This window comes from Streptomyces sp. NPDC048254 (genome assembly GCF_043201895.1).
Classification (GTDB): Bacteria; Actinomycetota; Actinomycetes; order Streptomycetales; family Streptomycetaceae; genus Streptomyces.
Map to the genome: position 1 here is coordinate 65,388 of NZ_JBICZJ010000009.1, position 12,647 is coordinate 78,034.

The following is a 12,647-nucleotide window of genomic DNA, read 5'->3' on the forward strand; positions in this document are numbered from 1 at the left end:
AGAGCGCGCAGAGCGCGCAGAGCGCGCAGAGCGCGCAGAGCGCGCAGAGCGCGCAGAGCGCGCAGAGCGCGCAGAGCGCGCAGAGCGCGCAGAGCGCGCAGAGCAAGACGAGCACGCAGCGTAACGGCGGGCTCCGTCACCTCCTCGATCTGGACCAACCCCTGCGCGAGTGGCCGTCGCGCCACCCGGTACTGGCGGTCACGGCCCTCGCCGGCGTCCTGCACATCATCTGGCTGTTCACGTTCGCGAACAGTGGCGGCGACCTCGCGGCACAGGACGCCTGGGCCGAGTTCGTCGGCCGGCACCCGGACTCGGCGTACAACCTCGCCTGGTACGGCGGTATGCACCCGGTGTCGTACAGCGTGGTCTCGCCGTACCTGATGTCGGTGCTCGGTGTCCGTACGACGATGATGATCGCCGGCACGGTCTCGGCCGGGCTGCTGACCCTGCTCCTCATCCGCAGCCGCGCGGTGAAGAACCCCCTGTGGGCCTCGCTCGCCGGGGTGTTCGCCCTGATCTGCAACGCGCTGTCCGGGCGCGTCACCTTCGGGCTCGGCACGGTGTTCGCGCTGGCCTCGGTGGGAGCGGTGTTCTGCTGGCCGTACCGCTGGCGCTACAAACGGTGGGCGAAGGCGCTGGTCGCGGCCCCGCTGGCGGCCCTGGCCACCATGTCGTCGCCGGTCGCCGGGCTCTTCGTCGGCCTGGTCGCGGTCGCGCTGTTCCTGCAGAAGCGGCGCCCGGGCGCGTGGGCGCTCGGCGTGGCACCCGCGGCCGTGGTCGCCGTCTCCGCCTGGCTGTTCCCGTTCTCCGGCACCCAGCCGATGGGCTTCGGCTCGGTGATCATGCCCCTGCTGTACGGCCTGCTCTGCCTCTTCCTCGTCCCCAAGGAGTGGAAGACGGTCCGGCTGACGGCGGCCGTGTACAGCCTCGGGGTCGTGCTGGTGTGGCTGGTCAGTTCGCAGATCGGCTCGAACATCTCGCGGCTGCCGATGCTGTTCGCGGGCGCGACCCTGATCGCGGCCCTGCCGTACACCGTGCCGCGTTCGCGCAAGTACTACGTCACCGTCCTCGCCTTCCTCGGCTTCGTCGGCTGGATCGGCTTCAAGGCGGTCGACGACATCGTCCACACGACCCCGGCGGCGTCCTGGGCCCGCGAACTCGCCCCGCTCGTCAACCAGCTCCAGCAGGTCGGCGCGGAGAAGGGCCGGGTCGAGGTGGTCCCGGCCCGCTCGCACCGGGAGGCGTCCGCGCTCGCGCCGTACGTCAACCTGGCCCGCGGCTGGAACCGCCAGGCCGACATGGAGCGCAACCCGCTCTTCTACGACGACACCCTCAACTCCGCGAACTACCACGAGTGGCTGCAGCGCTGGGCCGTCCACTTCGTGGTGCTGCCGAAGGACGAGCCGGACGGCGACGGCGGCGAGCGCGAGCGGGCGCTGGTGCAGCGCGGGATGCCGTATCTGAAGCAGGTCTGGGGCGACGCCAACTGGCAGCTGTTCCGGGTGACCGATCCGGCGCCGCTCGCCGAGCCCGACGCGGTGGTGGACAGCGCCGAGCAGGGCGAGCTGACCATCGAGGTGCGCAGGGCCGGGCGGATCCTGATCCGGATCCCGTACTCGCCGTGGCTGAGCATCGTCGACGCGGACGGCAAGAGCCTGAAGCCGCCGCAGGAGACCCAGGCCTCCAAGCACCGGGCCGATGGCACGCCGAAGACGTACGTCAACGTCAACGGCTGCCTGCTGGAGACGCCGGAGGACGCGAAGGGCGACAGGTGGACGATGCTGCTCGCGCCGAAGACGGGGACCTACCGGCTGGCGGCGCCGTACCAGCTGCCGCGGGGCACGCCGTGTCCCGACGAGCTGAAGTGACCGGGTCAGCCGCGTAGCTCCGCCACATGGCGGTCCGTGCCCGGCACGGTCGGTACGAACGGTGCCACCAGCTCCACCCTGCCCAGTCCGGACCCGGCGACGTCCTCGTCCAGGCCGGTGAAGCGGGCGTCCCAGCACTGCCTCGGATCCGTCTCCAGGAACCACAGCAGCGTCAGCCGGGTGTCGACGCCCTCCACCTGCTTCACATAGGTCATCCGGTCGCCGGGCAGCGGCGTCGGGCGGAACACCGTGACCATCGCCGTCGGTGAACCGGCGAGCCGCTTCGGCAGGTGCCGGCCGCGCAGCCACTCCAGCAGTTCCGTCCGCTGCTCGGGCGATTCGCTGTCGATGACCTCCATCACCAGTCCGGCGTACGGGTGGTCGAGGGCGTGGAAGTCGCGGGGGCCGGCGGCCCCGTCCCGGTACACCGTGGCCTCGTGGTCCTGGAACGCCGTGAAGACGTGGGTACGGTCCTGGTACACCCGGGCGTCCCGGTTCAGCCGCCTGTTGATGGCGACCGTCCACTTCATGTGGTCGGCGTAGCGGCCGTCGGTGATCCAGTAGACGGAGAGGTAGCAGCCGGCGGTGACGGGCTGGGCGATCGCCGACTTCTCGGGGTGGCGCAGGAGTTGCAGATCGCGGGTGGCGACCCAGCGGCGGCCCGCGTAGATCCAGGGCATGGCCATGGCGCCGGCGTAGTAGTGGTCGTCCTCGTACCAGCGGTTGTACGCGTACTCGTGCCCGGGGTGCGGCTCGACCATGGTGATGAGGGCGTGGCCGGGGCGGACGCCGTAGGGGCCGACCGCGGCCAGCTCGGCGTACACATCGCTACGCGTGTCCTCGCTCATGCGCCTTCCCTTCCTTCCGCCTGCACTCGCCCATACTCTGACGCTCCGTCAGATAAAGCGCCAGTGCCGGGAGGTCATCGATGTCACTGCTCGTGGGCAAGACGGTCGTCGTCTCGGGGGTCGGCGCCGGGCTCGGGCACCAGGTCGCGGCGGCCGTCGTACGGGACGGCGGGAACGCCGTGCTCGGTGCGCGGACCGAGGCGAACCTCGCCAAGAGCGCGGCCGGGATCGATCCGGAGGGCGGCCGGACCGCCTACCGCCCCACCGACATCACCGACGAGGGCCAGTGCGAGGCGCTGGCTGAGCTGGCCCGGGAGCGCTTCGGGGGCATCGACGCGGTGGTGCACGTGGCCGCCTGGGACTCCTACTTCGGCGGGGTCGAGGACGCGGACTTCGCGACCTGGGCGTCGGTGGTCGACGTGAACCTGCTGGGGACGCTGCGGATGACCCGGGCATGCCTGCCGGCACTGAAGGCGGCGGGCGGCGGCTCGGTGGTCTTCGTCGGTACGCAGTCGGCCGTCGCCGCGCCCTCGCAGGTGAAGCAGGCCGCGTACGCCGCCTCGAAGGGGGCGCTGACCAGCGCGATGTACTCGCTGGCGCGGGAGCTGGGGCCGTACCGGATCCGGGTCAACACGGTGCTGCCGGGCTGGATGTGGGGGCCGCCGGTGCAGGCGTACGTCCAGTTCACGGCGCACACGGAGGGGGTGCCGGAGGACGAGGTGCTGGGGCGGCTGACGGGGCGGATGGCGCTGCCGGAGCTGGCGACGGACGGGGACGTGGCGGACGCGGCGGTGTTCCTGGCGTCGGACCGGGCGCGGGCCATCACGGGACAGTCGCTGCTGGTCAACGCGGGGGAGCTGATGCGCTGAGGTGCTGGTTCCGGCCATCGAGAACACGCCAGTCCGTTCACACACATGAATCAAGGTCAGCAAGGCGAACGATTTTACTTCCCCTTGACCCTACGCCCGCTTGTCGTGCCCGCGTAACCGAACCCACGATGAGCGGGCACTTCGCGGCCTTCCCCGTCCCCACTCCGCTTATGCGAAGTGCCAACCTGCTGAGCGGAGTTCAGAAGGCGGACCCTGGAAGGGGGGCACATGAACGGGCTCGACTGGGCCGTGCTCATCGGCTACTTCGGCGTGATGGTCGCGATCGGCATCTGGTCGCACAAGCGCGTGGACAACGTCAGCGACTTCTTCACGGCCGGCGGAAAGATGCCCTGGTGGCTCTCCGGCATCTCGCACCACATGTCGGGCTACAGCGCGGTGATGTTCACCGGCTACGCGGGCATCGCCTACACCTACGGCGTGACGTCGTTCGTCACCTGGTCCTTCCCGATCGCGCTGGGCATCGCGATCGGCTCGAAACTCTTCGCACCGCGCGTCAACCGCCTGCGCTCCCGGCTCCATGTGGCGTCCCCCCTCGAATACCTGAAGAACCGCTACAACCTGTCCACGCAGCAGGCGCTGGCCTGGTCCGGCATGCTGCTGAAGATCGTGGACGTGGCCGCCAAGTGGGCCGCGATCGCCACCCTGTTGTCGGTGTTCACGGGTGTGTCCCTCAACCAGGGCATCCTCATCACCGGTGCGATCACCGCGGTCTACTGCACGATCGGCGGCCTGTGGGCGGACGCGCTGACCGAACTGGGCCAGTTCATCATCCAGTTGCTGGCCGGCGTCTCGATGTTCGTCGCCGTCGTCCTGAAGCTGAACGACAAGGGCATCGGCTTCTTCGACGCCTTCGACCAGCCGGCCCTGCACGGCCACGGCAAGCCGCTGGTCGGCCCCTACGGCACGGTGTTCCTGCTGGCCTTCCTCTTCATCAAGCTCTTCGAGTACAACGGCGGCATGCTCAACCAGGCCCAGCGCTACATGGCGACGGCCGGACCGAAGGAGGCCGAGCGCAGCGCCCGCCTCTCCGCGGCCCTGTGGCTGATCTGGCCGGTGGTCCTGTTCTTCCCGATGTGGATGTCGCCGCTCCTGGTCCACGCCCAGAAGCCGGACGGTTCCGACTCCTACGGCCTGATGACCGAACAGCTCCTCCCCCACGGCCTGCTGGGCCTGGTGGTCGTCGGCTTCTTCTCCCACACGATGGCGATGTGCTCCTCCGACGCCAACGCGATCGCGGCCGTCTTCACCCGTGACGTGGCGCCGGTGCTGTCGTCGCGGGCCCGGTCCTGGAGCGAGCGCTCCGGCCTGATCGCGGCCCGGGTGACGACGGTGGTCTTCCTCGGTCTGTCCATGGCGGTGGCCACCCAGGTCAATTCCCCCACGTTCAAGGACATCATCACCGTGGTCATCAAGTGGGTGGCCGGCCTGATGGGCCCGATCGCGATCCCGATGATGCTGGGCCTGCTCCGCCCGTTCCGCCGCTCCGGCCCGACGGCCGCGCTCACCAGCTGGGCGGCGGGCCTGCTGGCCTTCTGGCTGGTCAACTACCCGATCAACTGGAACGTCGACGGCGGCGTACCGCTCCAGTACCAGGTGTCGGTCCCGCTGGCCGTCTCCCTGGTCCTCTACATCCTCATCGGCTACCTGAAGCCGGAGGACACCCCGGAGCGCCTCGCGATCATCGAGACCGTGAACACGGACGGGGACAGCGCGGCGGCGACGGCCCCGGTACCGGCCCAGGCTCCGGCGGGCGGCGGGGAGGCACTGCGGGACTGACCGGCGGTGGTCCCCTGGGCCGGCCGGCGGTCTCTGGGCCGGTCGGCTCAGGCGCCTCGCGGGTAGCGGGACAGCCAGCCCGGGGACGCGCCCGCCGGCCCGTGCAGGGCCGGGCCCTGGGTCATCTCCATCGCGAAGTCGTCGGCCAGCTCCAGGATCGTAGGACGGCCCTCCAGTTCGGCCACCCAGGCCGGCGGGAGGGCCGTCTCGCCGTGCAGGGCGCCGAGCAGGCCGCCGGTGAGGGCGCCGACGGCGGAGGGTCCGGCCTGGTTGACGGCCAGGCAGAGCCCGTGCCGTACGTCCTCGCCGACGAGCGCGCAGTACACGGCCGCGGCGAGCGTCCCGTCCGCCGCCCCGTCCCCGGTCAGCTCCTCGACCCGGGCCGGGGAGGGCATCCCCTGCCGTACGGCGCCGAGCGCGTGCTGCAACGCGTCCGAGACGGGCTGGTGCCCCGGCCTGGCGGCGAGCAGGGCCAGCGCCCGCTGGACGGCCCCGTCGAGCGAGTCCCCCCGGCCCAGCGCGTGCACGATCACGGCGTACGCGCCCGCGGACAGACAGGCGGTCGGATGCCCGTGGGTCTGTGCCGCGCACTCCACGGCCAGCTGGATGACGAGCTGCGGCTCCCAGCCGACGAGCAGCCCGAACGGCGCGGACCGGGCGACGGCCTCCGGCCCCATGTCGTCGGGGTTCTTCGGCGACTCCAGGGTCCCCATGTTCTCGTCCCCGAGGCCGATGAGCAGCGCGCGGGTCGGATCTCTCCTGGCGTACAGCCACTCCTCCCGGGCCAGCCAGCCGTCGTCCTTCCGCCGCTCGTCGGGCCCCCAGTCCCGCTGGGTGGCCGCCCACCGCAGATAGGCGCGATGCAGGTCGGTAGGCGGATGCCAGGCGCCGGTGTCCCGTCTCACCTGGGCTCTTATCAATCCGTCCACGGTGAACAGGGTCAGCTGGGTGTGATGGGTCACCGTCCCGCGCCGCCCGTACCCGAACCCGAGATCGACCAGCCCCTCCGGCCCGTACGCGGCCCGGATCTCCTCCAGCGTCAGCCCGTCGACGGGCCCGCCGAGCGCGTCCCCGACCGCCGACCCCAGCAACGTGCCCCGCACCCGGCTCCGGAAGTCCTGCTGCTCGGCACGGCCCCAGACGGTACCCACTGTCGCACCCACCATGACCTCCTCACGGGCACCGTCCGTACGTACGACAGCCAGCACTGTAATCGACCGGGAACGGTCCGTTCAGAGGACAGTTAGGGACGCGGAGTGTGGGTTGTGTGGCCCCGAGTGGGCGGTTTTCGGCCAGGTAGGGCGGCCTGGCCGGATTGGTCGGGCGACGGCGCGGCGGGCGTCAGCCGTACCAGGTGACGTTGCACACGTACACACACTCGTGGCGCGGTACGGGCAGAAAACTGATGAATCCGCGGCCACCGAGGATGTCGAACTCTCGCAACCCGCCCTCCCGGTCGAGTGGCCTACCGATCTTCACGGAGTCCTGCCCAAGGGCTGCCAGCTCGGTCGCAAGCCGCTCCACCTCCGCGACCACTCCGGGCGGCAGGCCGGCCATGACGTACTCGGCGCTCGGGTTGAAGTCCCAGGCCCACTCCGTCACAGACCGGCCTCCGCCTCGGCCGCCTCCCGGATGGCCCGGATCTCCGTGATGGCGCCCGCCGGGTCCTGCTCCCCGGCGTCCACGATCCGCTCCAGCTCACGCAGGCGTGCGGCACGTTCCGGATGGCGTTGAACCGCCACGAACACGGCCCACGAATGCACAAAGGCTCGCAGTGGCGCGAGGCTCTGGGTCTGCTGCGCGTTCGTCGTAGCCTCGAAGAGGTGCTGGGTGAGGGCCGGGATCCGGCTCGGAGCGATGCGCGCGACCGCCGCTCGCAGACCGTCCGGGGTGAGCTCGGGCATGGGGATCAGCGGTTCGATCGGGCCGTCGGTCTGGGCGCTCACGGGGGCCTCCGGTGCGGGTGGCTCGGTCCTCGTACGGTACCCGGGCAGTCGGCGGCGCGGCGCCTTGGCGGCAGTGGTCATGGAGCTCACTTCCGGCGTCCCGGTTTTCTAAGCAGCCGCGCCGGCCGCACGGCAATCGCGGCACCGCCCCGGCCCAGGTGCACGGAACGCGTGGTCGCAGCCGTCGCAGTTCTGGAGCGGATCCGGGCGGGTCGGCGCGGACGCGTCACGCGGGGCCGGGGCCGGGAGGTGGGGAGGCAGTTGGCTGGCGAGACGATGAGCCAGGAAGGCCGCCGGGTGTTTGATCGGATCCTGCGGCAGGTCGCTCGTGAGAACGCGTACGACGGCGGTGGGCGGCACGCCACGCTCCAGCCACGCGGAGACGGCCGGTGTCAGACGATGCACCTCCCGCTCGCTGAGAAGCAGCCGGGAGTCGTATGCGCGGAGCCCGGCGAGCAGGTCGGGGGCCTTGCGCGGGGTCTGAGGCGCCTTCGGCGGGGCAGGAGTCCTCGGCCGGGTACGGGGCTCAGGGGCCCTGGCGGCTTCGACCACCGCGCGGCGCGGCCTGTTGTACGCGAACGTCCGGGTCACGACCTGGCCCGACGGGAGACGTTCCTTGGTGCGCAGATAGAACCCGTACCGCTCCAGCTCGCGCAGGGCCGAGGCGATCCTGATCTCCCCCTCGGGCAACTGCTCGGCGAGCGCCTTGATGCCGACCGGGGAGCCCTCGGGCAGTGACTGGATGTAGCTCCCGATGCCCTTCGCCGTGGAGGACAACTCCGGGTGCTGGAGCAGTTCGTTGCTGACTACGGTGAAGTTGCCGTCAAGGCGTTCCTTCACATGGGTGACACCGGAGTGGGAACGCCGGGTCTTCGCGGGCGCGGGCGCGCTAGGCTGCTGAGCAGTCATGGGGAAGGCTCTTTCTTCCTTGATGATCAGGCCCTCGCAGTGGGATGGCAGTCCCCGCGAGGGCCGAAGTATGTGTGGACTTGTCGCCGCAGACGCTGCCGCACAACTGCCCCTCCGCGCCAGCTGAGTTCGGCATATTCACTCCGGCGGGTGATCGACGGGGACGGTAGGGGAGGGTTGGGTTCTTGCCCCGGTTCTTTGGTCTTTGGCGTCGGGAAACGCCGGGTCATGGGTCCTCGCGATCCGGTGCCCCCAGCTCCGCCCAGACGACCTTGCACCCGGCCGGTGCCTCGGCCGTGCCCCAACGGTCGGCATACGCCCCCACGATCAACAGGCCTCGCCCCGACTCCGCGTCGGCGCCCACCGGGTCGTGGACGTACGGGACGCGGTCGCCCCGGGCGTCGGTCACCTCGATACGGAGTGTGCGGTCGGGGCGCAGCCGTAGCCCCAGCCGGAAGTCCCGTCCCGCGACGCGTCCGTGCAGCACGGCGTTGGACGCCAGCTCGGCCACGACGTGCACGGCCGCCTCGTACGCCAGCCCCCAGTCGTCCAGTTGGCGTTCCGTGAGCAGCCGCGCGAGGCGGGCACCCCTTCGCGTCGCGGACAGCTGGACCGTGAAGTGGCGCGCGGGGGCTGTCACTTCTCGTGGGAGGGATTTCTGGTTCATGTCACCCAGCGTGGTCGCGGCTCTCTACTCTGAACAGCGACACACCAGGCACAGAGAGTGACTGTCCGGGTGTCGGTCGGTGCCGTACGGGTGGTACGTCGGAGGGAGCGGGCGTGGAGGACGAGGAGGCCGAGGCCGTACTCAGGGCGGTCGGGCGGCAGATCAAGGTGTGGCGGGAGGCCGCCGGGATGCGGCAGGCCGAACTCGGCGCCGCCATCGGGTACAGCGAGGAGATGGTGTCGGCCGTGGAGCGGGGGCGGCGGATCCCCAAGCCGGACTTCCTGGCGAAGGCCGATGAGGTGCTGGGGGCGGGCGGGAAGCTCGCGTTCATGAAGGAGGACGTGGAGAGGGCTCGGTATCCGAAGAAGGTTCGGGATCTGGCCAGGCTGGAGGGCGACGCGGTCGAACTCGGGGCCTACGCCAACCACAACATGCACGGCCTTCTCCAGACACCTGAGTACGCGCGGGCGTTGTTCGCGATGCGGCGGCCCGCATACCCGGAGGACGAGATCGAACGCCAGGTCGCTGGACGCGTGGCACGGCAGAGCGTCTTCGAGCGGGTGCCCCTGGCGGAACTCACCTTCGTCCTGGAAGAGGTGACACTGCGGCGGCCCATCGGAGGCAAAATGGTGCTGCGGCAACAGCTAGAACACCTTCTGGACATCGGCACATTGAGGCATGTCGCGATCCAGGTGATGCCCACGGACCGTGAGGACCACGCGGGAATGGGCGGCTCGCTCCAGCTGCTGAAACTCCGGGACGGCAAAACGCTCGGGCACTCGGAGGCCCAGCTGCACAGTCGCCTGATCAGTGATCCCCGGGAAGTACAGATCCTGGAGATGCGCTATGGAATGATCCGGGCGCAGGCTCTCACGCCCCGGGAGTCGCTGGCCTTCATTGACAAAGTGCTGGGAGAAAAGGCATGACCCCCACCGCGCTGAACTGGTTCAAGAGCAGCTACAGCAGCAACGACGGCCCCGAGTGCGTCGAGGTCGCCATATCCCCCGTCACCGCCACCGTCCACGTCCGCGACTCCAAGGACAAGGACGGCGCACGGCTCGCGTTCGGGGACGCCTCATGGGTCGAGTTCACGGCGTTCGCCAGGCGCTGATCGCCCGGCGAGGAGTTCGGTCAGGCGCTCGGTGATGTCGGCCCGTTCGGCCGCCGGGAGTTCCGGGTGCGTGGTCTCCAGCCCGTCCCGAAGTCGCGTGAGGCGGTCCCACGACTCGTCGTTCACCAGTTGTCGTATGCGGATGCGCAGGACGACCTGATGTGACTGCCAGTGGTCGGGGTCGAGGGCCCGCATCCGCGCGGCATCGGACGCGGCCCTTTCGAGCGTGCCGAGCGCGAGGTACGTTCCGGCTCGCTGCCACAGTGCCCAGAAGTACTCCGGGTTGAGTTCCAGCGCACGGTCCAGGTCCGCCAGTGCCCGATCCGGTTCGCCCATCGCCGTTCGGCAGGCTCCGCGGCTCGCGTACGCCGAGGCGTACTCGCCGTTCAGGGCGAGGGCACGGTCGTAGTCCGCGAGAGCGGCTTCGTGGCGACCGGCACGGACCAAGGCGTCGCCGCGCTCGCACAACACCCATGGCAGGTCACGCCCCAGGGCGACGGCACGGTCCAGGTCGGCCAGGCGCCGTTCGTGATCGCCGCGTGTTCGCCAGAGACGCGCTCGGCGTACCAGGGCCCACACGAAGTCCGGATCCAGATCCAGCGCCCGGTCCAGGTCGGCCGCCGCCGAGTCGAGATCACCGAGCTGGTGCCGGGCGGCTCCTCGGACCGCCCACGCCGTCTGTCTCGTCGGATCGAGCTCGATCGCCGTGTCCAGATCCCGCAGAGCCGCTTCGAGGTCCCCTGTCATCCGGTGGTAGTCACCGCGCGCGGCGAGGGTTCTGGCGGTGTTCGGGGCCAGCCGGTCGACCACATCCATGTCGGCCACGGCTCCTGCGTAGTCACGCTGGTTCGCTCGCGCGAGGGCCCGGCACTCGTACGCCGACGCCGACGCCGGATTGAGTTCGATGGCCCGATCGAACTGGTTCAGGGCCGCGGCGTGCTCCCCTGCCTTGCCCAGCACGACTCCCCGCACTCTGTATGCCTCGGCTCGCCCCAGCACATCGAGGCTCCCCTTCGCCAACAGCACCCCCAGGGCTCCGAGGACCCCGCCTCGGTCGAGCGCCGCGAGCACGTCGTTGCCCAGTGCGCCGATCCGCTGCGCGTCTGTGTCCTCGCCCGCCTGCACCAGAGTGCGTGCCCATCGCCGCGCCACCGCGTCGCCTTCGAAGCAGGCATCCACGAGATCCCGTGACAGAGCGGGCAGCGGGAACGGAGGTCCTGCGCACATCAGGTGATACGACTCCGCGAGGCGGAGCTCCCGCCACCGTTCGTCCGACCACCACTCATGCGAATGCCGGTCCCTCTCGGCTTCCGCTCGCCATCGGCCGAACGCCTCGGCGAGGCGGGTGTGGCTCTCCCGCCACCAGCGCGGGGAACGCAGGCGCTGCAGGCGGAGCATCGGGGCCCGTACGACGTCGTGGTACTGCACGCCTTCCAAGCGCTCAGTGACGAACGGCATGCCCGTCAGCCAGGCGAACAGCGACCGGGCGTCGTCCTCGGGACAGCCCACGGCCGTGCGGAACACGTCCTCGTCCAGCTGCCGAGGCAGCGCGCCCGCCAGCGCGGCGGCTCTGCGCACGGGGTCCCGCTCCCATTTCAGGAACCGGTCGACCGCCGTGGCGCTCGGATCCCCCACCTCCCCGGGGCCGACGGGCCCGGACTCGGCCAGCGTGGAGACGAGTACCGGAAGCCCGCCCGTCAGACGCAGTACCTCGGCGACCACCGACTCGTCCCGCACCCCCTTGTCCGCGAGCAGCCCTCGGGCCTCCGCCTCCGTGAACGGGCCGAGCGGCAGGTCCGTCCTGAAGTCCACGAAACTGCCCCAGCGGGCCGTGTCGAACGGGTGCTGGCCGGAGGTGACCACGACGACGTTGGCCGGGAGGGCGCCGTACCGGTCGGTGGTCATCACGTCGTGCAGCCAGGGGTCGAGGAACGGGCCGGTGCGCTCGTAGGTGTCGAGGAAGAGGACGATCCAGGGGGCGGCGTCGGCCGCGCCGGCCAGTTCCCTCAGCAGCACGGGGGTGAGCACCTGCTCGGGGGAGAGCACCAGTTGGGCGTCCTCCTGGCTGCGGAAGCGGGCCCGGAGCCGGTCGGCGCCCTGAGCGAGGCGGTCGGCGTCCAGGGCGGCGGCGAAGGCGCCGGCCACCGGGACCATCCCGAGCCCCACCTGCGCCGCCCGCGCCACCGCCAGGCTCCCCGCCGACGGCTCCTCCCGCTCCTCCGGTCCGCCCATCATCAGGGCGGACTCAGCCTCGTACCGCCGCTCCCGGTGCGCGACCAGCAGCCGCTCCAGCTCCTTGAACCGCCGTCCCTGCGCGGCGAACTGACGCGTCGTCGCCGCCATCACCTCGGGCACACTGGCCACGCCCTCGTCGACATAGGCTGTCAGCGCCCCGGTCTCCCGGGCGATCTGCTCCAACTCCCTTACCAGGCGGGTCTTCCCGACTCCCGCGTCACCGTGCACATGGAAGAGGAACCGGTGCCTCTCATCCTCCGGTGGCAGGGCGAGGTTCCGCCGGAACACGGCCCGCTCGTCGAGCCGCCCGACGAACCCGGCCCTCCGGCGCCGCCCGATCAGCTCCTGCATCGACGGCCGTGTCGACCCCATCAGAACCACCCCCGCAGCCGCTCCA

12 protein-coding genes are annotated in these 12,647 nt (G+C 70.6%); 5 read left to right on the forward strand and 7 right to left on the reverse strand.

Features of this window, described 5'->3' with window-relative positions; genetic code table 11:
- The first annotated feature begins 149 nt into the window (after positions 1-149).
- A complete protein-coding gene (locus ACGFZQ_RS24870; protein ID WP_393842441.1) occupies positions 150-1,868 on the forward strand; it encodes an MFS transporter in 1,719 nt (572 codons plus the stop codon).
- A gap of 5 nt (positions 1,869-1,873) precedes the next feature.
- Here the strand turns inward: ACGFZQ_RS24870 and ACGFZQ_RS24875 are convergent, their stop codons facing one another.
- Positions 1,874-2,716, reverse strand: a complete 843-nt coding sequence (locus ACGFZQ_RS24875) for a hypothetical protein (protein ID WP_393842151.1) — start codon at positions 2,714-2,716, stop codon at positions 1,874-1,876.
- Positions 2,717-2,796: 80 nt separating this feature from the next.
- On the opposite strand from ACGFZQ_RS24875, the gene ACGFZQ_RS24880 reads away from it, so the two are divergent.
- Together ACGFZQ_RS24880 and ACGFZQ_RS24885 are read left to right on the forward strand one after the other, a co-directional pair.
- The gene (locus ACGFZQ_RS24880) at positions 2,797-3,585 is read left to right on the forward strand and encodes an SDR family oxidoreductase (protein ID WP_393842152.1); all 789 of its coding nucleotides are present in this window, start codon (positions 2,797-2,799) and stop codon (positions 3,583-3,585) included.
- A 228-nt stretch (positions 3,586-3,813) separates the two neighbouring features.
- Positions 3,814-5,382 carry a sodium:solute symporter family protein gene (locus tag ACGFZQ_RS24885; protein WP_393842153.1) on the forward strand — a complete coding sequence of 523 codons (1,569 nt, stop codon included), beginning with the start codon at positions 3,814-3,816 and terminating at the stop codon, positions 5,380-5,382.
- Positions 5,383-5,429: 47 nt separating this feature from the next.
- On the opposite strand, the gene ACGFZQ_RS24890 is transcribed toward ACGFZQ_RS24885, so the two are convergent.
- The 5 genes from ACGFZQ_RS24890 to ACGFZQ_RS24910 all read right to left on the reverse strand — a co-directional run bounded on the left by ACGFZQ_RS24890 (position 5,430) and on the right by ACGFZQ_RS24910 (position 8,904).
- Positions 5,430-6,545, reverse strand: coding sequence for an ADP-ribosylglycohydrolase family protein (locus ACGFZQ_RS24890; RefSeq protein ID WP_393842154.1), 1,116 nt, complete (start codon positions 6,543-6,545; stop codon positions 5,430-5,432).
- 178 nt (positions 6,546-6,723) lie between these two features.
- Positions 6,724-6,984 (reverse strand): hypothetical protein, encoded by a 261-nt coding sequence (locus ACGFZQ_RS24895; protein ID WP_393842155.1) that lies wholly within the window; start codon positions 6,982-6,984, stop codon positions 6,724-6,726.
- Positions 6,981-7,328: a DUF6247 family protein gene (locus tag ACGFZQ_RS24900; protein ID WP_393842442.1), complete on the reverse strand. Its 348-nt coding sequence runs from the start codon at positions 7,326-7,328 to the stop codon at positions 6,981-6,983. The genes ACGFZQ_RS24895 and ACGFZQ_RS24900 overlap by 4 nt, the downstream gene beginning before the upstream one ends.
- Before the next feature lie 108 nt (positions 7,329-7,436).
- On the reverse strand, positions 7,437-8,237 hold the full coding sequence (locus tag ACGFZQ_RS24905; RefSeq protein ID WP_393842156.1) for a helix-turn-helix domain-containing protein: 801 nt from the start codon (positions 8,235-8,237) through the stop codon (positions 7,437-7,439).
- A 226-nt stretch (positions 8,238-8,463) separates the two neighbouring features.
- Positions 8,464-8,904, reverse strand: a complete 441-nt coding sequence (locus ACGFZQ_RS24910; RefSeq protein WP_393842157.1) for an ATP-binding protein — start codon at positions 8,902-8,904, stop codon at positions 8,464-8,466.
- A 113-nt stretch (positions 8,905-9,017) separates the two neighbouring features.
- On the opposite strand from ACGFZQ_RS24910, the gene ACGFZQ_RS24915 reads away from it, so the two are divergent.
- Positions 9,018-9,830, forward strand: a complete 813-nt coding sequence (locus ACGFZQ_RS24915) for a helix-turn-helix transcriptional regulator (RefSeq protein WP_393842158.1) — start codon at positions 9,018-9,020, stop codon at positions 9,828-9,830.
- Positions 9,827-10,015 (forward strand): DUF397 domain-containing protein, encoded by a 189-nt coding sequence (locus tag ACGFZQ_RS24920; RefSeq protein ID WP_393842159.1) that lies wholly within the window; start codon positions 9,827-9,829, stop codon positions 10,013-10,015. The genes ACGFZQ_RS24915 and ACGFZQ_RS24920 overlap by 4 nt, the downstream gene beginning before the upstream one ends.
- Here the strand turns inward: ACGFZQ_RS24920 and ACGFZQ_RS24925 are convergent.
- The gene (locus ACGFZQ_RS24925; RefSeq protein ID WP_393842160.1) at positions 9,980-12,622 is read right to left on the reverse strand and encodes a tetratricopeptide repeat protein; all 2,643 of its coding nucleotides are present in this window, start codon (positions 12,620-12,622) and stop codon (positions 9,980-9,982) included. The genes ACGFZQ_RS24920 and ACGFZQ_RS24925 overlap by 36 nt on opposite strands.
- Positions 12,623-12,647 lie beyond the last annotated feature (25 nt).

What these genes read in the sequence shown, in the direction of transcription:
- ACGFZQ_RS24875 (WP_393842151.1), bottom strand. Translation starts at nt 2,716, where the DNA reads ATGAGCGAGGACACGCGTAGCGATGTGTACGCCGAGCTGGCCGCGGTC.
- ACGFZQ_RS24880 (WP_393842152.1), top strand. Translation starts at nt 2,797, where the DNA reads ATGTCACTGCTCGTGGGCAAGACGGTCGTCGTCTCGGGGGTCGGCGCC.
- ACGFZQ_RS24885 (WP_393842153.1), top strand. Translation starts at nt 3,814, where the DNA reads ATGAACGGGCTCGACTGGGCCGTGCTCATCGGCTACTTCGGCGTGATG.
- ACGFZQ_RS24905 (WP_393842156.1), bottom strand. Translation starts at nt 8,237, where the DNA reads ATGACTGCTCAGCAGCCTAGCGCGCCCGCGCCCGCGAAGACCCGGCGT.
- ACGFZQ_RS24910 (WP_393842157.1), bottom strand. Translation starts at nt 8,904, where the DNA reads ATGAACCAGAAATCCCTCCCACGAGAAGTGACAGCCCCCGCGCGCCAC.
- ACGFZQ_RS24920 (WP_393842159.1), top strand. Translation starts at nt 9,827, where the DNA reads ATGACCCCCACCGCGCTGAACTGGTTCAAGAGCAGCTACAGCAGCAAC.
- ACGFZQ_RS24925 (WP_393842160.1), bottom strand. Translation starts at nt 12,622, where the DNA reads ATGGGGTCGACACGGCCGTCGATGCAGGAGCTGATCGGGCGGCGCCGG.